Genomic DNA, 25,688 nt, shown 5'->3' with positions numbered 1-25,688 from the left:
GGATCTGAAGGCTGAGGATGTGACGGAAGTATACCGCCGAAGGTGGGATATTGAAGTCTTTTTCAAATTCATCAAGCAATTATTCAATTTCAGTCACCTGGTGAATAGAAGTGAAAATGGGATTAAGGTTGTTCTCTATGTCACAATGATCGCAGCCATTTTATTAAGCGCTTATAAAAAAGAAACGAAACAACCGGGATATAAAATACCCAGGCTGAAGTTCGCCGCTGATCTCGAAGCAGAGATAATTAAATATCTGATTATCAAGTGCGGCGGTGATCCCGAAAAAATGAACGCTATTTTATTGTGTAACTCCTCATAAATATCTTTCGAACACCTGTGGTCGCCTGACCAGCAACACAGCAAACCGCCGCGGTTCCTCACCCACCTCCCTCACTTCGCCCTCACCCCCCCCTGAAAAAATGGGTGTTTTTCACGTATGCAGCGCCAAAACCACACAGTATGTTTGCATCATGAAAGGGAGAAAACGCAGCGTTGTTTTACAACATTGCTGCCGGAATAAAGAGATAGCGGTCATCTCCGGGGGGAATATGGCTCGCTATCTCTGACTCTCTTGATTACAAAAAGTCTGACAGTTTTTTTATGCGTTGATTTATATTGGGGGCAGGAGAGGTGTTTACCTCTCCTTTTTTATGATCATATCTGCAACCCGTTCTCCATCCATCGCTGCACTTACAATGCCACCTGCATAACCGGCACCTTCGCCGCAGGGATAAAGACCTTTTAAAGAAGTATGTTCCAGTGTAGCCGGATCACGAGGTATCCTTACGGGCGAAGAAGTGCGGCTTTCGGTAGCAACAACAACGGCGTCATTGGTATAATAACCCCGCATCTTTTTTCCGAAGGCCCTGAAGCCGCCCTGTAAACTTTTATGAACAAAGGGCGGAAGTACCCGGGTAAGATCCGAAGATGCAATACCGGGCAGATAACTGCAATCGGGCAGGTCGGCAGAAATCTTATTGCTGCAGAAATCAGCCATCCGTTGTGCAGGAGCAACAAACTTACCGCCACCTGCTTTGAATGCCGATCTTTCGATGGCTTCCTGGAAATACATCAGCAGCAACGGAGAGGCGAGCAGCTGTTCACGCGTTAAGCCGAGCAACTCCTGTTTTTGTTCAGCAACAATACGTCCCTGTTTGCCAAAGAAACTGGTGGCATCAGGAATATCTACCTGTACAACCATGCCGCTGTTGGCATAAGGATTATTTCTTTTACTGGGGCTCCAGCCGTTTACAACCAGTTCCTCAGGGTTGGTAGCTGCCGGTGCAATAATACCGCCAGGACACATACAGAAACTGAACACACCTCTGCCGTCTACCTGTTCTACCAATCCGTAAGAAGCAGGTGGCAACAGCGGATCGCGTACGGGACAATGGTATTGTATGCTGTCGATCAGTTCCTGCGGATGTTCTATCCGTACACCCAGTGCAAAAGCTTTGGCTTCGATATGAACCTGGTGCTGGTGGAGTAATTCAAAAATGTCGCGTGCGGAGTGGCCTGTGGCGAGGATCACGTCTTCGGCAAAAAAAGTATCGCCGTCGGCAGTGCCAACACCTTTCAGCTGGTTGTTTTCGGTGACCAGCCGGTTTACTTTTTTGCCGAAGAGGAATATTCCGCCGGCATCGGTGATCTGCTGCCTGATGGCAGTAATGATCTGCGGCAGTTTATTGGTCCCGATATGCGGATGTGCTTCGAACAGTACATTTTCTTCGGCACCGAAAAGAAATAATATATTAAGGATACGGTTAATGTCACCGCGCTTTTTGCTGCGCGTATACAATTTGCCATCACTGTATGTACCTGCGCCGCCTTCACCGAAACAGTAATTACTTTCAGGGTTTACGATACCCTGCTTGTTCAGCAGGGCCAGGTCGCGCCTGCGGGTACGTACATCAAATCCCCTTTCGAGGATTACCGGACGAATACCTGCTTCAAGTAATTTAAGTGCTGCAAATAAGCCTGCCGGGCCCGCCCCAACGATAATCACCTGTCTGGATGCATGGGTAACATCTTTGAACAATACGGGCAGGGCCTTTCTGTTTTCGAAAGGTTCGCCGATCCAGGCTTTTACATCCAGGTTGATCCAGACCTGCCGGCCCCTCGCATCGATGGAATGTTTAAGTACCTGGTAGCCGGTTACAGCCGATTCTTGCAGCCCGGCCGTTGCGGCTATCAGGCTGCGGATTTTGCCGGTATCTGCGGCTTCGGAAGGCAATAGCCTTAAAGTGAGATTTTGTTGCATACTGTTAGGTATTTATCCTAAAAAGCATTGAAGCGGATAATCAGTAAATAATGCTTCCCTTCCGGTTAGAACGGAAGATCGTCCACCACGTCGGATGGGGGCGGCATATCATTGTAGCTCATATCCGGCGGCATATTGTCCTGACCCATTTTCACGGTCTCCATACGCCATGCGTCAAGGTTGGTAATATAGTTTTCGCGGCCGTCTTTCACCCACTTGGTTCCCTTGATATTGAACTGCACTTTCACTTCGTCGCCCATATTGAAACGGTCGGGCATAGCCGTCTTATCCTGCACACACTGGAACTTCACGTAATTGGTAATCACCCTGCCGCCGATATCTTCAGATTTCTCTATTACAAATTCACGGGTTTTGAATGATTCGGTACGCTGAACGATATCAAATTTAGCTACGAGTTTTCCTACGATTTCGTACGACATGAGTATTGTTTTATGAAAGCGCAAAAGTACTATTAAAAAAATGATCCGTTCTTCTAAATTCTTCCGCCGGGAATCTGATAAGTTCCGTAACTTGTCAGGCACCCCCTGGCTGAGTTTTACAAGCTGAAATGAGAAAGCGGAAATGCTGAAAATGCTTTAAAACGAACGGGTGTTATTATGAATAAGAGGCCGGGAAAAGCGATCAAAGTTGTGATGCTGATTTTTTTTATCAGCTGAAATCCAGTGGTAGTGCCATACTGTGGTTCGATGCAAAAAAACAAGAGAATAAAAAGTTTTTTTTTCAACATAAAGTCTACATATTCGCACCCCCGTATTATTTTTTTCAACATTTCCACATGTGGGAAAAATAAGATAACTTGAAGGTTTAAGGCGATAAAAGACAGGAAGGCAGATTGCTTATAAAAAAGGATTTGTTGCTGAAAGGAATAAGACAAGGAAAAGACTTAACTCATTATATAAAATTCGTTCACTTTTTGTATGACTAAGAACGCTGAATCTGTTTGGAGCAATTGTTTGAAGATCATCAAAGACATTGTAGAATGGCAACATTTTAAAACATGGTTTGAGCCGATCAACCCGGTAGAACTGAAGGAAAATGTATTGATGATACAGGTGCCCAGCCAGTTCTTTTATGAATACCTGGAAGAGCATTATGTGAACCTCCTTGCCAAAACACTGAAACGTGAGCTTGGAAAAGATGCACGCCTTGAATACCGCATCATGGTAGACAGCGGGAATACCAACAGCCGCAACGGCTCTATGGATATCCCGGCGCGTAACATGAAGACCTATAATAACAATGAGATGAATTTTCCGCTGGTGATCGACAACCCGGTGAAAAATCCTTTTGTTATCCCCGGGCTTAAAAAAATGCAGATCGATCCGCAGCTGAACCATATGTACACTTTCGATTCTTTTATCGAAGGCGACAGTAACAGGGTGGCCAGGCGCGCCGGTAAAACGGTGGCGGAAAAACCCGGAGCCAACTCATTTAATCCCTTGGTGATCTATGGCAGCGTCGGACTTGGTAAAACACACCTTGCACAGGCCATCGGTAACGAGGTGAAGAGAACACATCCCGGCAAAGTGGTTTTATATGTAAGCAGTGAAAAGTTCATCAACCAGTTCCAGGATCATAGCCGCAATAACGCGATCAACGATTTCATCCATTTTTACCAGCTGATAGATGTACTGATCATTGATGATGTTCAGTTCTTCAGTCGTGCTGAAAAAAGCCAGGATGCATTCTTTGCTATATTCAACCACCTGCACCAGAGCGGTAAGCAGCTGGTACTTACTTCAGACAAGCCGCCCAAAGACCTGGATGGTATGCAGGAGCGTTTGCTGAGTCGTTTCCGCTGGGGGCTCAGCGCAGATCTGCAGGTGCCGGATTACGAAACCCGTATCGAGATACTGGAACGTAAGATGAAAAACGATGGCCTGGATATGCCGAAGGAAGTGGTGAAATATGTGGCCTATAATATCAATACCAATGTACGTGAGCTGGAAGGTGCGCTGATCTCATTGCTGGCGCAGTCGTCGCTCAATAAAAAAGACATTGATGTAGAGCTGGCGAAAAAGGTACTGCGGAATTTTGTGAAGACCAGCAGCAAAGAAATCACCATCGACGCCATCCAGAAAATGGTTTGTGAATACTTCGATGTTCCTTATGATAAATTACTGCAGAAAACCCGGAAGCGGGAGATCGTGCAGGCACGGCAGATCACGATGTACCTGGCCAAAGCATTTACCAAAAACTCTTTAAAGACCATCGGGGAACATTTTGGTGGCAGGGATCATACCACGGTGATCCATTCATGTCAGACGGTAAAAGACCTGATGGATACAGATTCTATTTTCAGGGAAAACGTAATGGAGCTGACGCAGAAAGTACAGCTGGCAGCCATGTAAGCCAGATCTGGCAATGGTTACAGCCTGTTTACAGAATAAGAACATTATTTTTTGGGATATTCAATCTCCTATCCTTATTTTTGCAGCCCTCTCTGAAAAGAGAAAGGCTAATTCAGCCCGGTGAGGTGGATGAGTGGCTGAAATCAGTAGTTTGCTAAACTGCCGTACGGGTTAAACTGTACCGCGGGTTCGAATCCCGCCCTCACCGCAAAGCCTGACAACATAATTTGTCAGGCTTTTTTATGTTCTGGCCTTCTTTTTAAGCAGGGCCCACTAGTTGTTTTTAAGGCTATTTCTTACCTGTCCGCCCTGGTTGTAATCCGCAGAAAATCACCTGTTAAGCGACCTGTTCAGTATGTAAAATATATTTTATCAAAAGCCCGATTTTGGCACCCTGAACAGTTATATTTGTGGGAAGGGATATATGTTATCAGCAATGACTTTCATACCCCTGTAGATGTGTTAGAATTCTTTTGACCTGACTCTGCTGCTTATCTTTTCTCCATACAAACAGAATCCTGACAGGGAATGTGGTGATGATGAAAATATATGTGACTGAGATAAGCGAAGCTATATCCCCGGCTTATATGCTCTCTTTTACACCGGGATTCTGAAGATTGTATTCATTGTACACAATTTTATGCCCGGTTGCCGGGAGGTTTATAATTCTTAATTTTTATGATGCGAAGAAGTTACTGGATCTTTCTGCCGTTCATTTTTATGTACGCCTGTCAGGGCCAAAAGAAACTGGTAAATAATTTCAGTTATTTCCAGAACGGAACAGACAGCCTCGGCAAAGCGGTGTTTAAAGAACCGGTTATCCAGCCGAATGATCTGCTGTCGATACAGGTGTACAGCGGAACGCTGAGCCAGGAGCAGGCGGTTTTGTTTAACCTGCCGAATGCAGGAGGTGCAGGTATGCAGAGTAACAATGCACAAGGTGCTGCAACTGCTAATGGTTACCTGGTGGATATGGATGGCCAGATCGCAATGCCGGTTATTGGTAAAATAAAAGCGGCAGGCCTTACACGCGGTGAACTGGCAAAAACGGTGGAAGCAAAGATTGCAGATTATGTAAAAAATCCCAATGTGCTGGTTCGATATCTGCAGTTCAAGGTGAATGTGATAGGTGAAGTAAAAGCACCGGGTACTAAAAGCTTTAATACAGACCGTGTTACATTGCTGGATGCGTTAAGTGCATCAGGTGATCTTACTGATTTCGGCAAGCGCGAGAATGTTCGTGTTTTCAGGGAAACGAACGGAGAAAGGAAAGTGTATGAGGTAGACCTGCGTAACGCTTCTTTTTTTCAATCGCCTGCTTATCAGCTGCAGCAGAACGATGTTGTATATGTAGACGCGATCAATAATAAATTGAAGCTTGTAAATGCGAATCCTAATGTTCAAAGAGATATATCACTTGTGCTTTCTCTCTTGTCAGGAGTAGCTATTTTATTAAATACTTATATTCTCTTAACACGTTGATCTATGTCTGAACAACAAGGTGTTTTATTTCAGAACAAGGAAAGGAAAATGACGGTCAAGGAAATATTTTTTAAATACTTTTCTTACTTCTCCTTTTTTATTTTATCAGTAATTATTTGCTTGGGTGCCGCGGTATTATATGTAAGATATAAAGTACCTGTATATACGGCGAGTGCGCAGATGTTTGTAAAAAATGATGAGAGACGGGGTGGTTCGGTGCGTGGAAGCGGCAGTAACGATCTCATAGACGCTGCTATGGGTGGATCAAGGGTGAATCTCGACAATGAAATCGAGCTTATCAAAGCCAAAAATATTATCACCCGCGCTGTAGTTCAGGGTGGGTTGAATATGCGGTATTTCAATAAGGGCAAGATCCGCACAAGTGAGTTGTACGCGTCACTGCCTTTTAAATGTACACTGGTGTCAAAAAAAGACAGTAGTTCGGGTTTTCTTCTGACGCTAAGTAACCTGACCGACGCAGGTGCCGATTTGAATATCGGTAAAGAGGTAAGTAATTCAGGAAAAAGAAAAATAGAGTGGGGCATTCCTTTTTATTGTAATGACGCATACGTTATTTTAAATAAAAACCAAGGAGTAGCATTCAATAATGAAACGCCATACCAGATAAGATGGGAGCCGGCAGCAAATACGGCATCTGAAATCGCAGGCTCATTAGGGGTGGCACCGCTGAGTCAGCGTACCACGATCATTGTACTTTCGCTGAGAGGATCCAGCCCGGAAAGATGTGCTGAAATATTGAACAATATTATACAGGCATATAAAACGGTTAACCTGGAGGAAAAGAACCGTATTGCAGGGAACACTATTCAGTTCATTGACCAGCGACTGGCTATTGTAACACAGGAGCTTGGCGGCGTGGAGACAAATCTGAAAGAATTCAAAACTGCAAATAAATTTATCAGTGCAACAAACCAGTTGCAGCAGTTCATGGAAGATTACAGCGCTACTGATAAAACAATACTTGATCTTGAAATCAGGAAGCAGGTTATTGGTAGTATCGAAGATTTTATCAATAACCCGGCAAATGCAGATCGGATCATTCCCAGTAACCTTGGTGTTGATGATGGCACATTGACTGCATTGATTGTGAAATATAATGAACTGATACTTCGCAAGGAAAGGGAAACTCCGATGCAGGCTCCCAGCAGCCTTGTGATTGCCGATATCAATAACCAACTCGGAGAAACACGTACTGCCATCAGGAACGGGGTTTCTCTGATCCGCAGAAGGCTGCAGGATGAGTTAAATAACTTTAAAACAAGAAGTAGCAGGTTCCAGTCGGAATTAATCGAAATGCCAGCGCGTGAGAAGGTCTTAAAAGAGATCAGCCGCCAGCAAAGCATTAAAGAAGGGCTGTATCTGTATCTGATGCAAAAAAGAGAAGAGACGGCTATTACTTCCTCCTCTACTATTTCCAACTATGAACAGATAGATAAAGCTGTATTTTCCTACGCACCAATTGAACCTGATGCCAGGAGAATTAAATTATTTGCATTGGTGTTAGGTGTGTTGCTGCCTTTCGGTATTATTTACCTGAAAGATATCATGAATGATAAAGTGATTACCCGCGATGATATAACAAAAAAAACAGATACGCCGGTTGTAGGTGAAATCGGACATAGCAAGGATATGCAAACACTTGTGGTTGCACATAAAAGCAGGAGCATTATTTCCGAACAGTTCCGGATCATCCGTACAAACCTTCAGTTTTTACTCGGTAATAATAAAACACTCCTGATCACTTCATCTGTCAGCGGCGAGGGTAAATCTTTTGTAAGTCTTAACCTTGCAGCTGTTATGGCTATTTCAGGCAAAAGAGTGGCTTTACTGGAATTCGACCTGAGAAAACCACGGATCATTAATCAGATTGGAGTAGAGCGAAAGAACAAAGGAATCAGTAACTATCTCGCCGGCCAGGCCGTTGATATTAATGATCTTTATTATACTCTGGACGATTATCCTTCACTGCATATTTATGGTTGCGGACCAATCCCGCCTAATCCTGCAGAATTGATGCTCGGTTCTTATATGCGGCCATTCTTTGACGCGCTTTATGCGAATTATGATATCATCATCATCGATTCTGCTCCGGTTGGATTGGTGAGTGATTCATTTACACTGCACGATTATGCCCAGGCAACAATCTACGTGGTAAGACAACGATACACGCTGAAAAAACAGCTGGAATTTGTTGATGAGATATATCGTACGCAAAAACTCCGCAATCTTGGCCTCGTGATCAATGATGTGATGGTCGGGGATCGATACGGCTATTATGGATTTGGTAATGGTTATGGCTACGGAGGCTACAGTTACGGGAATTATTTTGATGATCTGGAATCAAAACCGTGGTGGCAGCGTTTTAAATGGAGAAAAAATAAAAATTAGGAATTCCGGCACATATGTGCAGAATAGCAGCTATAATCAGTGAGGATAAACCGAATCTGCCTGCGCGCATAGCACAGATGACCCAAGCCATGCAGCATGGAGGCCCGGATGATACCGGTCATTATGTTGATGATGAGCTGCCTGTTGCATTGGGACATAAGCGACTTTCGATCATTGATCTGAGTTCCGGAGGGCACCAGCCTTACTTCAGCAATGACGGTCAATTGGTATTGAGCTTTAACGGTGAGATCTATAATTATCTCGAGCTGAAAAAAGAACTCCGGGAAGCGGGGTACTCTTTTCGTTCAGACAGTGATACCGAAGTGCTCATATATGCATATGCGGAATGGGGAACAGATTGTCTGTCAAAACTGGAAGGGATGTTCGCTTTTGTGTTGATCGATAAGCGTAAGCGAAAAGTAATTGCAGCCCGCGATCATGCAGGAATAAAACCTCTGTATTACGGTAAGAAAGGTGGAGATCTTTACTTCAGCAGTGAAATAAGAGGAATATCTGCCATAGATCAGGGCTGGCCTCAAAACACGCAATGGCCTGTCTGGTTTCTTTCTTTTGGTTTTATCCCAGAGCCTCATACTACCCTGCAAAATGTCTGGCATCTGCCTAAGCAGCATTATCTTTTATACGATCTTGATACACGGCAGTACGAGATCAGGTGTTATGAAAAGTTTATATTCACATCCGATATTCAGTCTTATGATGAAGCAGTGTCGGCGGTTCGCGAAACAGTAACACAGGCAGTAAAGAAACACCTGATTGCTGATGTGCCTACAGGGGTCTTTTTAAGCGGCGGGATAGATTCGAGTATACTTACGATCGCTGCGCAGCAGATGGTGCCGGAACAGCTGAAAACGCTTTCTATCTATTTCGAAGATGAAGCATACAGTGAAAAATATTATCAGGACCTGGTCATCAGAAAAACAAATGTTGCACACCGCAGCTATAAGGTGGGTAGGGGTGAGTTTGTTGAAAGCCTGCCGGATATTTATAAAGCAATGGACCAGCCATCTACCGATGGGATCAACAGCTATTTTATTACCCGGTATGCCCGGGAGGAAGGTCTTAAAGTTGTACTGAGCGGGTTGGGCGCGGATGAACTTTTTGGCGGTTATCCTTCTTTTAAAAGAACAGGAAACACCAGTATGGCCGCCAGGCTTCACCTGTTGTCGCATGTTCTGCCTTTTGGCCAGTTAAAATATCCGCAAAGGAAAGGTGCTTATTACAGGAAGAACCGCTGGTACAATGATTATCTTGTTAACCGCGGACTGTTTATACCACGCGATGTAGCAGCAATGCTGAATATCAGCCAAAAAGAGGTGAATGAAGTGCTTGCCTCACTACCCCCATTACAGGATTCCGGCAAAGTGGAACAAAGGAACAGAACGAGCCAACTGGAAAGCGAATTATACATGCAGAGCCAGTTGCTGAGAGACAGCGATGTTTACAGTATGTGGCATAGCCTTGAGTTACGTGTGCCTTTTCTCGATAAAAAAATAATGCAACTCGTTCACAGGATGGATCCCGTCGTTAAATTCAATGGCAGCATCCCGAAACAACTCCTGATCGATGCATTTAAAAATGAACTGCCGGAGGAAATCTGGAAAAGACCAAAGCAAGGATTTACATTCCCGCTTGAAACCTGGTTCAGAACAATACCGGCCTTCGAAAATCCACGGTATATACCTGTTCGGTGGCAGAAAGAGTTCAGCAAGAAAAGAATTAATTATTCCAGGGTTTGGGGCATATTTCTTTTAAAAACTTTGGGAGACCGGTTTCCGGCCGGAGAAACTGACTGCAGTAAATCCCCTGACCGGCTTTTCATGTATTTAGCTGCTTTTTCCAGAACAGGGGGCATTGAAAAAGTGAACAGGGCTTTGCTGAAAGCCTTTGAGGATGCTCAACCAGGTCAGACAGATGCATATAGTGTATACGACAACTTTGCAGATCAGCGGTATTTCCCAAGATCTATGTTCAATGGTTACAATGGAAATAAGGCAAGGTTCATGTGGAACATGCTTACAAAGCCGGTTCCATGGAAACATATTGTTGTTGGCCACATCAACCTTGCGCTTGCTGCGCGGATTTTGAAATGGCGGAAAAAAGATATTTCATTTACAATCATGGCACACGGGATTGAAGCATGGCCAAAGGTGGGAGGATTTAAAAAGTGGTTATTGCAGAATGCTGCTATAATAGCGGTAAGCGAGTATACCCGAAAACAGATATCAGCCAATAATAATATTGATCTTTCCGCGATAACGGTCCGCCATAATTGCCTCGATCCTTTTTTTTCTATTCCCCCGATAGGTAAAAGGCCGGATTATTTATTGAAACGGTACGGGATTTCTCCTGGCGAGAAAATTATACTTACTGTTACGAGATTATCAGATCAGGAAAAATATAAAGGATACGATAAAACGATCGAGGCATTAAGCAACATCGGTATAAAAGAAAACATCCGTTACCTCCTTTGCGGAAATGCTGATACAGCTGAAAAGTCAAGGATTGAAGAACTGATTTTATCCTGCAACCTGTCTGATAGAGTAATAATGCCGGGTTTTATTGCCGACGATGAACTGGAAGATCATTACAGGCTGGCAGATGCATTTGTTATGCCAAGCAAGGGTGAAGGGTTCGGAATCGTATTTATAGAAGCAGCCGCCTGCGGCACTCCTGTTATTGCAGGGAATTCGGATGGAAGTGCGGAAGCGGTACTACAGGGTAATGGTGGCTACCTGGTCAATGCCGACGATGTGAGGCAATTACAGGAAACGATCGAAAAAGTTCTCGGATCGGTTTTGGATCGGGAAGAATTGGGCAGACAGGTGCAGAAGGCGTTTAGTTTTAACAAGTACAAGAATAATATTTTATCTCATTTTTCAGAAACGAATCCGCCCATTCATGGAGATTGAAGAGATCGTAATCAAACCTGAGGTTTCCGAAAAAAATTACTGGCGTGATATCTGGCGCTACAGAGAACTTTTTTACATATTAAGCTGGCGGGATATCAAGGTCAGGTATAAACAGACTGTGATCGGAGCTGCATGGAGCATCATACGCCCTGTTCTGACCACGATCATTTTTACCATTATTTTCAACAGGATTGCACGATTGGATAACCCCGGTAATGCTCCATACTCATTGATGGTCTTTGTAGGAATGCTACCCTGGCAGTTTTTCGCGAACAGTTTAAGCGAAGCCAGCAACAGCCTCGTGGGCAATGCCAATTTAATAACCAAAGTATATTTTCCGCGTATAATAATACCTGCCAGTTCTGTTATTACTTCTATGGTAGATTTTGCGATCTCTTTCTTGATATTAATTGTAATGCTGGTATGGTACAGGTATTTGCCTGGTTACCATGTTGTTTTTCTGCCCCTTTTCATTATCATGGCTTTTGTGGCGTCCTTCGGAATCGGTCTTTACCTGACTGCAGTTAATGTAAAGTACAGAGACTTCAGGTATATCATACCTTTTATTGTTCAATTCGGATTATATATCACACCCGTGGGTTTCAGCAGTCATGTGCTGCCCGAAAAATACAGACTGCTGTATTCTATAAACCCGATGGTGGGTGTTATTGACGGGTTCCGCTGGTGCCTGCTGAACGAGGAATTATATATTCCGGGATTTATTTTATCCCTCGCTATTACTATCATATTGCTGTATGTAGGCGTGGCCTATTTCAGGCGTATGGAAAAGGGATTTGCAGATAACATATAATTGTAATCAACCAGATATTTGTGAAACCAGTTATAGAAGTAAAGAATATTGCAAAGTCCTTTATTATCACGCATGAAGGAAAAAAAGAAAATTACAAGGCATTGAGAGATGTGATCGCCGGCGGGGTGAAAAAAATGTTTTCTTTTTCAAATTCGATGAGGGGTCGCCAGACAAGTGAAGAATTCTTTGCTTTAAAAAATGTTTCATTTGAAGTAGAGGCCGGTGACAGGGTTGGAATAGTAGGACGTAACGGAGCCGGCAAAAGTACATTGTTGAAAATACTGAGCCGGATCACACCGCCAACTGCCGGGGAAATAGCAATCCGTGGACGGATCGCAAGTCTGCTGGAAGTGGGAACCGGTTTTCATCCCGAACTGACAGGCCGGGAAAATATCTACCTGAATGGTGCCATCCTAGGCATGAAGAGGGCTGAAATAAAGAACAAATTCGATGATATCGTTTCATTTGCAGAGGTTGAAAAATTTTTAGATACACCAGTCAAAAGGTATAGCAGCGGCATGTATGTAAGGCTCGCTTTCGCTGTGGCTGCTCATCTTGATCCTGAAATCCTGATCGTTGATGAAGTACTTGCAGTAGGGGATGCGCAATTCCAGAAAAAATGCCTGGGCAAAATGGAGGATGTGAGTAAAAATGAAGGCAGAACAGTATTGTTCGTGAGTCATAATATGGGAATTGTAAAAAGCTTATGTAATAAAGGCATTTTACTCAACCAGGGTGAAGTAGAACACAGCGGAAATGTGCAATCAATACTGTCTGCATATTCCGATCAACTGGTTTCAGATAATTCAGTTGTGTATAAGCATATTGCCGGCGATCAGCGCGTAGAGATAAAAAAAATCAATATCGCACGAAGAAATGAGCTGTCCGTATACGATAAAATAAGCATTTCAATAAACCTGGCGCAAACAGACAATGCCTGGCAGCTAATCACTAAATATCATTTCTTTTTATTATTCCATAATATGGAAGGCGATGTAATCTGGAGTGTGTTTCAAAAGGATAATGAAAATTACTTTGATAGGATGCCCGGTAATTCGGTAAAGGTAGATTTGCTCAATATTTTATTGCCGGGTAGCTATTTAATATCCGCAGGCATATTTGACCATAACGATCAGTTTGTAGATTGGGTCGAATATGCAGAAACACTTGAGATTCTGTCTGCTTTTGCAGGTAATAAGACTTTTGATAACCGTTATGGTAAAGTAACCACAAAAGCCGAATGGTATGTGGATTAATCAGTTACTGAAAAAAGCGATACGGAAAATAAACTACCGTGCTGGTCAGAAACGAGCCGCCGGCTTTAACAGAAAGTTTAAAAAAAGCGGACTGAATGTATTTATAATGCAACCGGTCTGCCTTGAAGGAATGGAGTTTATTGAACTGGAGGAATTTGTATCAATCGCTGCTTTTGTCCATATGTGGGGGCACGGAGGAATCAAAATAGGGAACAGAGTTATGATAGGATCCCATACTGCCATTTCCACCATAACCCATGATTATAGCCAGGAAATTATGTATGATACAGTAATTGCAAAGCCTGTGATAATAGAAGATGATGTATGGATCGGTTCCCATGCTGTGATTATGCCCGGCGTAACGCTTGGTAAAGGCTGTGTAATCGGCGCAGGATCTGTGGTTACCAAAGATGTGCCTCCCGGCGCAATAGTTACGGGAGTTCCGGCAAAAATTCAAAAAATGCGATGAAAGTGCTGACTTGCCCCGGCTGCAGATCGGGTAAATATGTTGAATTAAGCAGAAGCGGTGCATTAACTGAATCAAGGAACAATATTGATTTCGTACAGAATGCATATGCTGTTAATCAGTGCAATAACTGCGGCTTGTATTATAAAGATGAAGTTCTATCCGAAAAAGAATTCAAAGTGTATTATAACAGCTTTGATTTTAATCAGTGGAGCGACCCCCGAAATATATATCCTACAGAAGAAATCATAAAAAAACAACTTGGTAAAGCAATCTGGCAGGCAAAAGAAAAACTGAAAATTTTAGATTTTGGCTGCAGTGACGGCAGGTTGCTGCATTTTTTTGCAGAGCAATCCTTCTGTTTCGGATTTGATATCGATGAACGCATTTATAAAACATTATCTGAAAAAGGAATAGAGGGATTGACATCTAAAGAACTGGAAGACAAAGACAGCTATTTTGACCTGATTATCATCTCGGATGTATTCGAGCATTTACTCCATCCCACTGTGCTGATTCAGCAGGTCTGGAAAAAACTGGCGCCGGGCGGAAAGCTGATCATCAGCACAGGTTTCGCCGATTCTGATTATTGCAGATTTGATATAGCTGACTACTGGTATTTTAAAAATCTTCAGCATGTTTGCATGCTTGGAAATAGATATATTGATTTCCTGGCTGCAACACTGAGAGCAAAAGTCGTACTCAGGAAAGAGTGTTCCCATTATTCCGCCTCTTTCATGAAAAAAGCCGGTCGGAAAACTGCTTTTTCAATCCGCTTTTTTTTGTACAAACATATTTCAACTAAAAAATCTTCACGCCTGAACAGGATAGTGCGCAAAGTCCCTTTTTTAAATAAAATTGTGAAGTGGAATACACAGCCATTTTATCCCTTCGCAAAAGATCATATTGTAACTGTTTTCGAAAAAATGAATCCTTGATGAGTAAAATATTAATTACCGGGTCATCTGGCCTGATCGGCTCTGAAGTGTGTACACATTTCGCATCTATGGGATGGGATATACATGGTGTTGATAATAACCAACGGGCAATTTTTTTTGGTCCGCAGGGTGATACAAGATGGAACCAGAGCAGGCTGCAGAGAACACTGCCTCGTTTCACTCATCATGAAGTGGATATACGAGATAGAAATGCTATCAGGCAACTGGTGCACCAGATACAGCCTGATGCAATCGTTCATACAGCAGCTCAGCCCAGTCACGACAGGGCTGCGGCGATACCATTTGACGATTTTGATACCAATGCAGTTGGTACCCTGAATCTCCTGGAAGCGCTGCGCCAGCTCAGTACCAGCATCCCTTTTGTGCATATGAGTACCAATAAAGTATATGGGGATGCTCCTAACCGCATAGCAATGACAGAAGAGGAAACGCGTTGGGATTATGCTGATGTTGCGTATACAAACGGAATTCCCGAAACCTTTACCATTGACCAGAGCAAGCATTCTCTTTTTGGTGCTTCGAAAGTGGCCGCGGATATTATGGTACAGGAGTATGGCCGGTATTTTAATATGCCCACCTGCTGTCTCAGGGGTGGCTGCCTGACAGGTCCTAACCATAGCGGTGTTGAGCTTCACGGTTTTTTAAGCTACCTGATTAAATGTAATCTGGACGAAAAACCCTACACTATTTTCGGATACAAGGGAAAACAGGTACGCGACAATATCCATTCCTACGATGTTGCGAAATTCATAGAAGCATATCTTAACCGTCCGAGGTATGGCGAAGTTTACAACATCGGCGGCGGAAAAGACAATACATGTTCTATCCTGGAAGCATTCCGTATTACAGAAAATTTTACGGGTAAACCCATGAAATATACATACAGTGAAATGAACCGGGAAGGTGATCATATCTGCTATTACAGCGACCTGAGAAAGATCAAATCTCATTATCCTGAATGGAGCATACAAAAATCTCTGAAGGAGACCATTGGCGAGATTGTAGCTAATTATGGAAAAAGAGCAGCCGGTGAAAAAAGCTGATTATCCCAGGATCTTATATATAGCCGATGTTCCTGTAGAGCTCAGTTTTGCCGGTGCTACACTTATCTATCGCCTGCTGGAAGAATATCCAAAAGATAAACTCGTGATCATCCAGGGGATGACGGTGAACAATAGCAAAAGAATAAACGGGGTTGTTTATCACAACAGGCATTCAACATTCCGGGAACGGCTGAAGCAATCCAAATTCGCAAAATTTGTTTCCCCGTTTTTTTTCCTCCGGCAGGCTGTAGTTCATGCAGCGGATCGCCATATAGTCAGAACATATCAACCGGATATTATTCTAACCATACCTTTCCGGCTCCGGTGGGTACAGGCATACCGGATAGCGCGTGAGTATAATATACCGCTTCACCTGATATTGCATGACGACTGGCTTATAACAGAAAAGCAGCCTTTTTTTCAAAAGCAGCTGGAGAAAATATTCATTGAAATGTACCGGTTTTCACAAAGCAGATTATGCATTTCGCCCAACATGGAAGCGTATTACCGGATGAAAACAGGCAAAGACGGAGAAGTGCTGCTTCCTTCCCGGGGTGTAAATGATAAAATATTTTCTCCGAATATAACCAGACTCGCCAAAAATGACCGGATCAGCTTCTGTTATGCCGGTTCCGTTTTTACAAGCGATTTTCTGCCCATGCTCGATCTTATCGCAAAGCATACTGAAAATGAAGGTTGCGATCTGCATATTTTTTCGGATATAGCTGAAAACATACTGGAACGATACGAACACCTGCGGAAAAATCATGTTTGTTTTTACAGCATGGTAGATTCAGCAGTGCTGGTCAGGAAAATGCACAAGGAAATGGATGTGTCTATCGTGCTTAATTCTTTCGAAATGGAAGAGGCTTTCAGGTATAATTTTTCCAGTAAAATAGTTGATTATACATCTGCAGCCCTGCCGGTGTTTTTCTGGGGTCCATCAACCGGTGGGATTATTTCCTGGGCAATGGAAAATGGTTGCGATAACGTGTTGCAGGACAATGACGAGAAAAAACTGGCAGAACAGATCCGATTACTGAAAACAGGAGCAAATAGGCAAATGAATGCTGAAAAAATGCTGAAAAAGCGCACAGCGTTTGATTACGAACATAACCATGATATTTTTATAAAATCCATTTCCATTCATTCATGATCAAAAAAGCCAGGCGTCATTTTTACAATATGCAGCTCAGGATGCAGGGTGTAAAACTTCGGTTCCCTGTTAATGGATACGATTTTCTTTTCGGGAACAGGAGCGGATTTGAAACCGGGCAGCATAACATGCTGGAAGCTGGTGTTAAATTTAATATCGGAGCAAAAGGAAGACTTGTTCTTGCCGGAAATATTTATATTAATTCCTACACGATCATTGATGTACAACAGCAGGTAACTATTGGTAATCGGGTTCAGATTGGTCCGTTATGTTATATAACCGATTTCGATCATGATCTGCATGTAGATCTGACGCAACCGTTTCACAGGATGAAGGATTCGGTAGAACCAGTCACTATTGAGGATAATGTATGGATTGGGGCCGGCGCTAAAATATTAAAAGGTGTTACGATCGGGAAAAATGCAGTGGTCGCTGCCGGTGCTGTTGTTGTGAAAGATGTACCCGCCGATACATTGGTTGCCGGAGTGCCTGCAAGGGTAATTAAAATATTGACTCAATCTAATAGAGGGAATGAAGTTTCTTAAAGGACTATGGCGGGTAATACAGCCCGCCCGGCATTATTTATTTAAGTCACCGTTTGCTATGGTCGGTGCCTACTACCGTTATTTCGGGGATTTGAAAAAATACCGGGCGCAGGGTGGTAAGATAGTATGGAGTGACATCGCCCCTGTTTTGTACCTTAAAAATGAAGATGCACAGAGTGGCGGCGGACATTATTTTTACCAGGATATATGGGCATTGCGTAAGTTAAGATCAATTGCACCGTACGTGCATTACGATATCGGTTCCCGATACGATGGCTTTGTGGGCCAGGCTACCGCTATTACAAAAGTGATCTCAATTGATATCAGGAAGCCTTCTTTCTCATTGCCAGATTTTGAATTTCAGTACGGCGATATCACCAATCTGGATATTCCCGCGAACAGTATTTACTCTGTTTCATGCCTGCATACCCTGGAACATATCGGATTGGGCAGGTATGGAGATCGGATTAATCCCGGTGGTTTTTCTGATGGGTTACTTACACTGCAGCATATTATAGCTCCGGGAGGCCATTTACTCATCAGCTTTCCTGTAGGCAGACCAAGGGTAGAGTTTAACGCGCAGCGGGTATTGGACCCCACCATCTTCACCGACCTGCTGCCTGGTATGGAACTCTTAGAATTCAGTGTAGTGAATGATCATAATGAATTCATAGCCAATGCATGGGCTGCTGATTATATAAATGCAAAATATGCGTGCGGTCTATATCATTTTGTAAAAAAGAGCAGGACTTAAACGGGATATGCTTCGTAAAAAGATACAAAAATGGTCATAGTGCAATTAATGGGTGGAATGGGTAACCAGATGTTTCAATATGCATTGGGGAAACACCTTGCTATATTGAATAATACGCAGCTGAAGCTGGATACAAGTATCCTGCTTGACTGGTCACCCGGAAGACATGCCGTTAACCGTTCATTTGATCTCAATATTTTCAATGTAAATGAAGAATGGGCATCCAAAAAGGAGATTTCAAGGTATAACAGCCAGTTGATGAATATTCCTGAAAAAATAATATTTAAAGCCCGTAAACTATTTTCAGGCGATGCAGTGCTCGGAGAAAAGTTCTATCATTTTGATGCTGATGTGCTGAATGCAAGAGGTGAAATTTATATAGCAGGATTATGGCAGTCCTACCGTTATTTCGAAAGCATAGAGCAGAAAATAAGGACTGCATTTCAATTTAGATTGCCCCTTTCGGCAAAAGCTTCAGAACTGCATAAAAGGATAAAGGCAACCAACGCTGTCTGCGTAAATGTGCGAAGAACGGATTATGTAAATATAGCATCCACTGCAAATACAATGGGAACAATTCCTGTGGATTATTATAAGAAGGCATTGGACATCATAGCAGCAAAATATGACAAACCGGAAATCTTTATTTTTTCGGATGATATTGCATGGTGTAAGGAACACTTGAATATTTTCAAGTACCCTCATTTTTTTGTAGATCACACCTATGCGGGAGAACAGTTCAGTGACTATATGCAACTCATGACTGCCTGCAACCATTTTATTATACCCAATTCTTCATTTGCATGGTGGGCTGCATGGTTGAACACGAGTGGGGATAAAATTGTAATTGCTCCTAAAAAGTGGATGGCGGATACATCTGTTAATACCACAGATTTAATACCGAATACTTGGATCAGAATATAACTATTGTACCGGTATCGGTCATAATCGCAACAGCAAACAGGCCCTGGCTCCTTGAAAGAACACTGGCAAGCCTCAGGCAGCAGACTTTTCAGCCCCGGGAATTGATTATTATCGACGCGTCCGATAATAATGCTGTAAAAGAATTGTTGTCCACCTGGGATGCAGACAGCATAGCCCTGAAATATGAAAAAGCCGGTGTAAAAGGTGCTGCTTCCCAAAGAAACCAGGGCGTTGAACATAGCGTCTCGCCTTTTATTGCTTTTCTGGATGATGACATCATACTTGAAAAAGATTGCTTTGGCTTCTTATTCAATACTATTGCCGGAAATGAAAACGTTGGTGGCGTAAATGCTTTTATAACCAACCAGCATTCATTTCCTCCCGGTAAAATTACAAGAACGTATTACCGGCTCATCAGCGACAGGAAGCTGGACTTCTACGATGGAAAGTGCTTCGGGCCTGTTATAAATGTATTGCCGGTCGATTACCAGGGAAGCAGACAATTAGTGGAGGTTGAATGGCTGAACTCCACCTGTGTCATCTATCGCCGGGAGGCTTTGCCGGTACCGGTTTTTGATCCGCATTTTACAGGCTATTCTTTTATGGAAGATGTAGCATTGTCGTTGCAGGTTGGAAAAAAATGGCAGATGTATAACGTACAGACTGCAAGAATATTCCATGATAGTCAGCAATCAGGACATAAAAGCAAAAGGCGACTGTTGAGCAAACAACAGATCGTTAACCGCTACTACATTATGACAAGGATAATGGAGAAAAGAAAAACTGCGGATCTGATACGGCTCATTGCAGCGGAATTATTCGGAATATTATCCGGACTAACAGGTTTTAATGGCTGGAAAACATTGATTCCCGATATCGGCGGGAAAATAGATGGCGCATGGTCATTGATAATGCGAAAAGGGCAATGAAAATATTAATCGGGATAACTTCCAGGAACAGGTGTGCCGTGTTGCCGAAGGCCATCGAATCTGCTTTGTCACAGACATACGGCGATAAGCATGTAGTAATATTTGATGATGCCTCTACGGACGGTACAAAACTGCTGAAGGAAAATTTCACTGCGGTGGAATGGATATTGTCTGGAGAACAGAAGGGATTAATGTATGCAAGAAACCTGTTTTTAACATTGCATGATGCAGTTTATTTCTGTAGCCTCGATGATGATGCATGGTTTCTCGATGCGAATACCTTATTGGACGCTGTACAGTATATGGACAGAAACGAAGATGTTGCAGCATTGGCGTTTGATATATTAAGCCCGGATGATCACAATCGTGTTCAGAAAGAGAATATAATAACTGAAACCAATAACTATATTGGTTGCGGGCATCTGCTCAGGATTCGCCCTGTACTGGAAGCCGGCGGATATTTTACAACACCCGGATATTATGGAAGTGAAGAAAAAGATTTATGTATTCGTTTAATGAATAATGGGTATAAAATTATGAAGTCCTCTGGCTGGCAGGTGTGGCATGATAAGACCAGCATATCCCGCAATATAAAAGCGCAACATGAGTCAGGTGTTTGCAATGACCTGGTATTCATGTGGCGGAGAACGCCGCTATTATTGTTATTGCCGGCATTGTTTTCGAAGTTCTATAAGCATCTTGCATTTTCAGCAACATATGAAAACGAAAAGCTGCTGTTGCCGTGTTTAAACGGAATGAAACGTTTTTTTCGTTTCCTTTTTACTTTTAAAACCGGTCGGAAAGCAGTATCATTAAGTACGTTTAAAAAATATATCCGCTTAAATCAATAATATGCTGTCGCGGTTAGAACCTCTTTTATTGCGTATGCCTTATGGTTTGATGAGCAGGATCAGGATCCTGATTTTCAGGTTGCTCGGACTTACCATTGGCAGAAAAAACAGGATGGAGGGTGGTCGTTGCCGGCGCCTGACACAAATAGAGATTGGCGATAATAATGCGTTCACGAAAGGTTTTATGCTTTGGCCTGAAGATGCTGATCATAAAGGGATCAGGATAAGAATCGGTAATTACAACTACTTTAACAGGAACTGCATGCTGGATGCATGCGGTGAGATTCAGATAGGCAATCATAACATGATCGGTCCGGATGTATATATCACAGATTCCGATCATGCGCATGGTGTCGGAATTTCCCCGGCAGCGGAACCAATGAAAAAAGGAAGTGTAAAGATTGGCGATCACTGCTGGATAGGTGCAAAGGCTGTACTGCTTAAGAACGTAGCGTTAGGAGATTATTGCGTGGTGGCGGCCGGAGCGGTGGTAACAAAAAGTTTTCCCGCCGGTAGTGTTATCGGGGGAGTCCCTGCAAAACTACTAAAGCATAATGGTGAAAAACATTCTTAAAAAACTGCTGTTTTCAGGCAGCGATGCGCAAACCATCAGGTTTGGCCCTGCAAAGGGAATGCAGATAAAATACGACGTAACTCATCGCTCGCAGCATTTGCTTGGATTGTATGAAAGAGAGATCTATCCTTTTCTGGAAAAAGGTATGAGCAAAGCCGAAACACTGATCGATGTAGGTGCGAACGATGGATATTACCTGCTCGCTTTTTTAAAGACAGGTAAACAGGTTATTGCTTGTGAACCTGGCCCGATTGTAACAGAATTGGTTGCGAATGCAGCATTGAATGGTTATACGGAAGAGCAAGATTATAAAGTCGAAACCAGATTGGTAGGAAATCCCATGAAACAAGGTTTTGTAGGAGTTGAAGAACTTACATCTGGATCAAGGCCACCTTATTTCCTGCTTGTGGATATCGATGGCGGAGAGGCAGACCTGCTGCGCTCATGCGGAGACAATTTTGCTTACCATAATGCTACATGGCTGATTGAGACGCATTCTAAGGAACTTGAAGACGAGTGTATTGCTTTGCTGAAGGCAAAGAATTATAAAGTAAAGATCATCAGGAATAAATGGTGGCGTTTTTTTATAAAGGAACAGCGACCACTTGAACATAACAGGTGGCTGTATGCAGAAACCAAATAAATACCAGTAAGCGCAACGCGGTTTGAAAATATTAGTAGCACATCCGGGAACCCAACATTCTTTTCAACTTGCGAAAGAGCTAGAGGAAAGAGGGCTGCTTTTGAGGTTCTATACTTGCTTAGCCATATCTGATAAAAGCATAACAGGCCGCCTGATAACAAAGTTCCTTGGCGGATCTTCGCTCAGGAACAGGATTATCAGGTCGGTTCCTCAGAAAAAGATAAAATGTTTTCTCCGCCTTGAATGGAATACACAGAAACTGTTAAGGAAAGGCGCAGACAGCGAATCGGTACTGTTTGAAAGAAACCGGATGTTCCAGGAACTTATCCCGGATCATGAACTGATGAAAGCCGATATTGTTGTGGGTTTTGATACCTCAGGCTGGGTATTGGCTGAGCGCTGTAAGAAGTTAAATAAAAAGTTCATCTTAGATGTAAGCATTGCACATTCGCTTGCAAAGCAGGAAGTATACAAGAGCATAGCCAACCGGTATCCGCAATGGAAATCTACAATTCATTATAAATCGCCAGAGTATATTGCATACGAACAGCTCGAAATGGAAACGGCCACTTGTATCATGGCAGCGAGTTCGTTCACTAAACAAACGCTTATTGTAAACAACATAGCGCAGGAAAAAATACTGATCAATCCATATGGTGTAAACAGCCTTGATTTCAAACCCATTCCTAAAAAGAGAAAACAGGGCGATTCAATAAGGTTTGTATTTGTGGGACTTGTTGATGCACGAAAAGGCGTTCCGCTTCTACTAGAAAGCTGGAATTTGTTGTCTCTGCCCGGTGCAACACTTACATTAATTGGCCCTGTTGAAGAACAGGTAAAACATGAGATCCTAACACAATACCCTAAAGTTGAACTAGTAGGAAAGCTTTCATCAGCTGAATTAAGGGGTGTATTGCCAACATATGACGTATTGGTTTTTCCAAGTTTTTTTGAGGGCTTCGGACTTGTGGTACTGGAAGCAATGGCTTGTGGATTAGCAGTGATAACAACAACGGCAACCTGCGCTGTGGATCTGATGGAACATTTCAAAGACGGAATTATTCTTGAAGATTACTCTGTTGCCGGGCTTGCCGGTTCAATGCGTGTTCTCGCAGAAGATCAGGCATTATTGGAAACGATTTCGGGGAATGCGATCGTAAAAGCTGAAAAATTCAACTGGAAAGCATATGGCGACCGATGGGAAAGCACGCTAAAAAAAATACATGAGAAGCCAGGGAATTGATTTTTTACGGTTCATTGCAGTAGCGCTGGTATTGTTCAGGCATTTCGATACAGCTCCGGATACTGCTGCTGCAACTAATCTGGCCACGCTGGTACAGCCGTTACAGCGCATTGGCTGGATTGGGGTAGACCTGTTTTTCGTAATAAGCGGATTTTTGATCTCAAGACTGGTATTCAATGAACTTGATGAACGGCGATCGTTCAACGCGCGGCGTTTCCTGATCAGGAGGGGATTTAAAATTTATCCTTCTTTCTATATTTTAATTGGTCTCACTTTCGTTTTGTTTTTTTTAAAACATAAACTTGATACAGGGCAGTTATTTGCCGAACTGTTTTATTACCAGAATTATGTACAGGGGCTCTGGCCACATACCTGGTCGCTGGCCATTGAAGAGCACTTCTATTTTCTGATTGCATTTGTATTTTATATTGTTGGTAAAAAGAAAATAAACTACAGATCGGATTCTTTCATTTTTATTTTTTTTGTATTAATCCTGCTGATCAATTATATAAAATTTTCTTACCGCGGTGTTATCACAGACAGCAACAGGGTGCCTTATTATACACATACAAGAATCGATGGCTTGTTATGGGGTTGCATACTGGCGTATCTGACCTTATATAAAACGCGGGTAATCAGATTCTGGGAAAAATGGATAATGTTGCCATTTGCCGCCGCTGCAATTCCATTTATATATGCACAGGCAAATAAGGGAATCAGCGATGTGTCACAACTCTATTTCGGGTTTACCTTTTTCAGCCTTTATTCCTGTAATCTTCTGCTCATCGTATTAAAATATGAATCGGTATTTAAATGGAAACTCTTTGCTGCTCCCGCGTCTGTAGGAGTGTTTTCTTATTCGATTTACCTGTGGCATATGCCCTGCAAGTTCTGGATCATGGGAGCTATTAACAAACTGGTAAATTTATCTTACCTGCAGAGTCTGCTGGTTTATATTTTTTCAGCCATATTGGTTGGTGTGGTTCTTTCTAAACTGATTGAAATTCCTTTTCTGAAAATACGCAACCGGATCTTTAGCTGATACAAGGGAATCCGTTAAAATAGTTATATGAGTACCAGAAAAATCAACTGGGTTAGTAGTCTCAATCAAGTGCACGAAAATGCTATTGCAGCGCTGGAGCATAAAATGCAGCAGTATTATGCGCGGAATAATAATTATTATGAAACCATAGATTTCACGTCTTCCAACTGGGCTGATGTAAATGAAACCGGGTACAATGAAATACAAAACCTGGCAGCAGAGGCCGGCAGTATCTGTGAAATAGGTTGCGGTAGCGCAAATATCCTGTATCATCACCCAGAAATAGAAAACAGGTATCATGGTTGTGATTTTTCACCGCAGTTGATACAAAAAAATAAAGAACGTTATCCTGAAGCGCAGTTTAATGTAATCCGTGATCCTGCTGTACTGCCTTTTGAAGATAATTGCTTTGACCTGGTATTCTCAGTATTTGTGATCGAACACAGCGCAAGGCCTGCTTCATTCCTGGACGAATGTAAGCGGATCCTGAAACCGGGCGGACGGCTTATTATCCTGTGCCCGGATTTTATGGGCTATGGCAGGATGTCTTCCCAGAGAGCAGGATTCAGCCAGGGAACCACCAGCCAGAAAATTGCACAACGTAGATTTATAGATGCAGCAATCACTTTTTTTGATAACCGGATGCGTATACCGTTCAAGTGTTCCCGTCTGATAAGACAGGCAGAAAAAGAACCTTTATTTATGGTTAATCTTGCTCCTACAGTATTCACAGATGTTTTTTTACCTGACGTGGATGCGGTATATATAACGAACAGGAATGAAATGGTGGCTTACCTGCAACATGCATGTACATTGCAGGAAAACAGCCCTGCATTGAAGAAATACGAGAAGGAACGAGAGCTCATTTTTATAAACGCGATAAAAAGAAGGCATGAAGATTAACGTATGGCAATACCGCCTTATTGCCAGGATAATCCCACTGAAACACAGGTTGTCTTTTTTGATCAGCCGCCTGTTGAATGAGGGAGGGATGATTACTATCCCTTATTATAAGAATTATGCGATCTCTGTTAAC

General features: G+C 42.8%; 22 protein-coding genes, 1 tRNA gene and 1 pseudogene. 22 read left to right on the top strand and 2 right to left on the bottom strand.

Annotated features, from left to right (window positions below; all coding sequences use genetic code 11):
* The coding region (locus B5D42_RS12950) for a transposase (RefSeq protein WP_139367150.1) at positions 1-322 on the top strand (322 nt) is incomplete at its 5' end.
* A gap of 315 nt (positions 323-637) precedes the next feature.
* Here the strand turns inward: B5D42_RS12950 and B5D42_RS12945 are convergent.
* Positions 638-2,263, bottom strand: a complete 1,626-nt coding sequence (locus B5D42_RS12945) for an NAD(P)/FAD-dependent oxidoreductase (protein WP_078831938.1) — start codon at positions 2,261-2,263, stop codon at positions 638-640.
* A 65-nt stretch (positions 2,264-2,328) separates the two neighbouring features.
* Complete coding sequence (locus tag B5D42_RS12940) at positions 2,329-2,703, bottom strand: DUF3127 domain-containing protein (protein WP_078831937.1); 375 nt, start codon at positions 2,701-2,703, stop codon at positions 2,329-2,331.
* 498 nt (positions 2,704-3,201) lie between these two features.
* Between B5D42_RS12940 and dnaA the strand changes: the two genes are divergently transcribed.
* From dnaA to B5D42_RS12835, 21 genes and pseudogenes are all read left to right on the top strand, one after another.
* The gene (gene dnaA, locus B5D42_RS12935; protein ID WP_078831935.1) at positions 3,202-4,635 is read left to right on the top strand and encodes a chromosomal replication initiator protein DnaA; all 1,434 of its coding nucleotides are present in this window, start codon (positions 3,202-3,204) and stop codon (positions 4,633-4,635) included.
* 119 nt (positions 4,636-4,754) lie between these two features.
* Positions 4,755-4,843 (top strand) — tRNA-Ser (locus B5D42_RS12930).
* A gap of 470 nt (positions 4,844-5,313) precedes the next feature.
* Positions 5,314-6,117, top strand: coding sequence for a polysaccharide biosynthesis/export family protein (locus B5D42_RS12925; protein WP_078831934.1), 804 nt, complete (start codon positions 5,314-5,316; stop codon positions 6,115-6,117).
* A 3-nt stretch (positions 6,118-6,120) separates the two neighbouring features.
* A complete protein-coding gene (locus B5D42_RS12920) occupies positions 6,121-8,526 on the top strand; it encodes a GumC family protein (protein ID WP_078831933.1) in 2,406 nt (801 codons plus the stop codon).
* Between the two features lie 14 nt (positions 8,527-8,540).
* A complete protein-coding gene (asnB, locus tag B5D42_RS12915) occupies positions 8,541-11,456 on the top strand; it encodes an asparagine synthase (glutamine-hydrolyzing) (protein ID WP_078831932.1) in 2,916 nt (971 codons plus the stop codon).
* Positions 11,446-12,267, top strand: coding sequence for an ABC transporter permease (locus tag B5D42_RS12910; RefSeq protein WP_078831931.1), 822 nt, complete (start codon positions 11,446-11,448; stop codon positions 12,265-12,267). Before asnB ends, B5D42_RS12910 begins: the two co-directional genes overlap by 11 nt.
* Positions 12,268-12,287: 20 nt before the next feature.
* A complete protein-coding gene (locus B5D42_RS12905; RefSeq protein ID WP_078831930.1) occupies positions 12,288-13,523 on the top strand; it encodes an ABC transporter ATP-binding protein in 1,236 nt (411 codons plus the stop codon).
* Positions 13,524-13,833: 310 nt separating this feature from the next.
* Positions 13,834-13,989: pseudogene (locus B5D42_RS18325) on the top strand (DapH/DapD/GlmU-related protein); the annotation flags it as partial.
* The gene (locus B5D42_RS12895) at positions 13,989-14,927 is read left to right on the top strand and encodes a class I SAM-dependent methyltransferase (RefSeq protein ID WP_078831928.1); all 939 of its coding nucleotides are present in this window, start codon (positions 13,989-13,991) and stop codon (positions 14,925-14,927) included. The pseudogene B5D42_RS18325 and the gene B5D42_RS12895, both read left to right, overlap by 1 nt.
* Positions 14,927-15,991, top strand: coding sequence for an NAD-dependent epimerase/dehydratase family protein (locus B5D42_RS12890; RefSeq protein WP_078831927.1), 1,065 nt, complete (start codon positions 14,927-14,929; stop codon positions 15,989-15,991). The genes B5D42_RS12895 and B5D42_RS12890 overlap by 1 nt, the downstream gene beginning before the upstream one ends.
* Positions 15,960-17,147, top strand: a complete 1,188-nt coding sequence (locus B5D42_RS12885) for a glycosyltransferase family protein (protein ID WP_078831926.1) — start codon at positions 15,960-15,962, stop codon at positions 17,145-17,147. Before B5D42_RS12890 ends, B5D42_RS12885 begins: the two co-directional genes overlap by 32 nt.
* A gap of 128 nt (positions 17,148-17,275) precedes the next feature.
* Positions 17,276-17,692: an acyltransferase gene (locus B5D42_RS18265; protein ID WP_317042017.1), complete on the top strand. Its 417-nt coding sequence runs from the start codon at positions 17,276-17,278 to the stop codon at positions 17,690-17,692.
* A gap of 91 nt (positions 17,693-17,783) precedes the next feature.
* Positions 17,784-18,446: a DUF268 domain-containing protein gene (locus B5D42_RS12875; RefSeq protein WP_176113009.1), complete on the top strand. Its 663-nt coding sequence runs from the start codon at positions 17,784-17,786 to the stop codon at positions 18,444-18,446.
* Positions 18,447-18,704: 258 nt separating this feature from the next.
* Complete coding sequence (locus tag B5D42_RS12870) at positions 18,705-19,370, top strand: alpha-1,2-fucosyltransferase (RefSeq protein ID WP_176113008.1); 666 nt, start codon at positions 18,705-18,707, stop codon at positions 19,368-19,370.
* Positions 19,355-20,299 (top strand): glycosyltransferase family 2 protein, encoded by a 945-nt coding sequence (locus B5D42_RS12865; RefSeq protein WP_078831922.1) that lies wholly within the window; start codon positions 19,355-19,357, stop codon positions 20,297-20,299. Before B5D42_RS12870 ends, B5D42_RS12865 begins: the two co-directional genes overlap by 16 nt.
* Positions 20,269-21,150, top strand: a complete 882-nt coding sequence (locus B5D42_RS12860; protein WP_078831921.1) for a glycosyltransferase family 2 protein — start codon at positions 20,269-20,271, stop codon at positions 21,148-21,150. Before B5D42_RS12865 ends, B5D42_RS12860 begins: the two co-directional genes overlap by 31 nt.
* 1 nt (position 21,151) lies before the next feature.
* The gene (locus B5D42_RS12855) at positions 21,152-21,724 is read left to right on the top strand and encodes an acyltransferase (protein WP_078831920.1); all 573 of its coding nucleotides are present in this window, start codon (positions 21,152-21,154) and stop codon (positions 21,722-21,724) included.
* Positions 21,705-22,367: a class I SAM-dependent methyltransferase gene (locus B5D42_RS12850; RefSeq protein ID WP_078831919.1), complete on the top strand. Its 663-nt coding sequence runs from the start codon at positions 21,705-21,707 to the stop codon at positions 22,365-22,367. Before B5D42_RS12855 ends, B5D42_RS12850 begins: the two co-directional genes overlap by 20 nt.
* A 22-nt stretch (positions 22,368-22,389) precedes the next feature.
* Positions 22,390-23,610 (top strand): glycosyltransferase family 4 protein, encoded by a 1,221-nt coding sequence (locus tag B5D42_RS12845; protein ID WP_078831918.1) that lies wholly within the window; start codon positions 22,390-22,392, stop codon positions 23,608-23,610.
* A complete protein-coding gene (locus B5D42_RS12840) occupies positions 23,591-24,652 on the top strand; it encodes an acyltransferase family protein (protein ID WP_078831917.1) in 1,062 nt (353 codons plus the stop codon). The genes B5D42_RS12845 and B5D42_RS12840 overlap by 20 nt, the downstream gene beginning before the upstream one ends.
* 27 nt (positions 24,653-24,679) lie before the next feature.
* The gene (locus B5D42_RS12835) at positions 24,680-25,555 is read left to right on the top strand and encodes a class I SAM-dependent methyltransferase (RefSeq protein WP_078831916.1); all 876 of its coding nucleotides are present in this window, start codon (positions 24,680-24,682) and stop codon (positions 25,553-25,555) included.
* The last annotated feature ends 133 nt before the right edge of the window (positions 25,556-25,688 follow it).

Source organism: Sediminibacterium ginsengisoli (genome assembly GCF_900167075.1).
GTDB lineage: Bacteria > Bacteroidota > Bacteroidia > Chitinophagales > Chitinophagaceae > Sediminibacterium > Sediminibacterium ginsengisoli.
The sequence above is the reverse complement of the archived record's forward strand: the minus strand, read 5'-3'. Positions and strand labels throughout refer to the sequence as shown.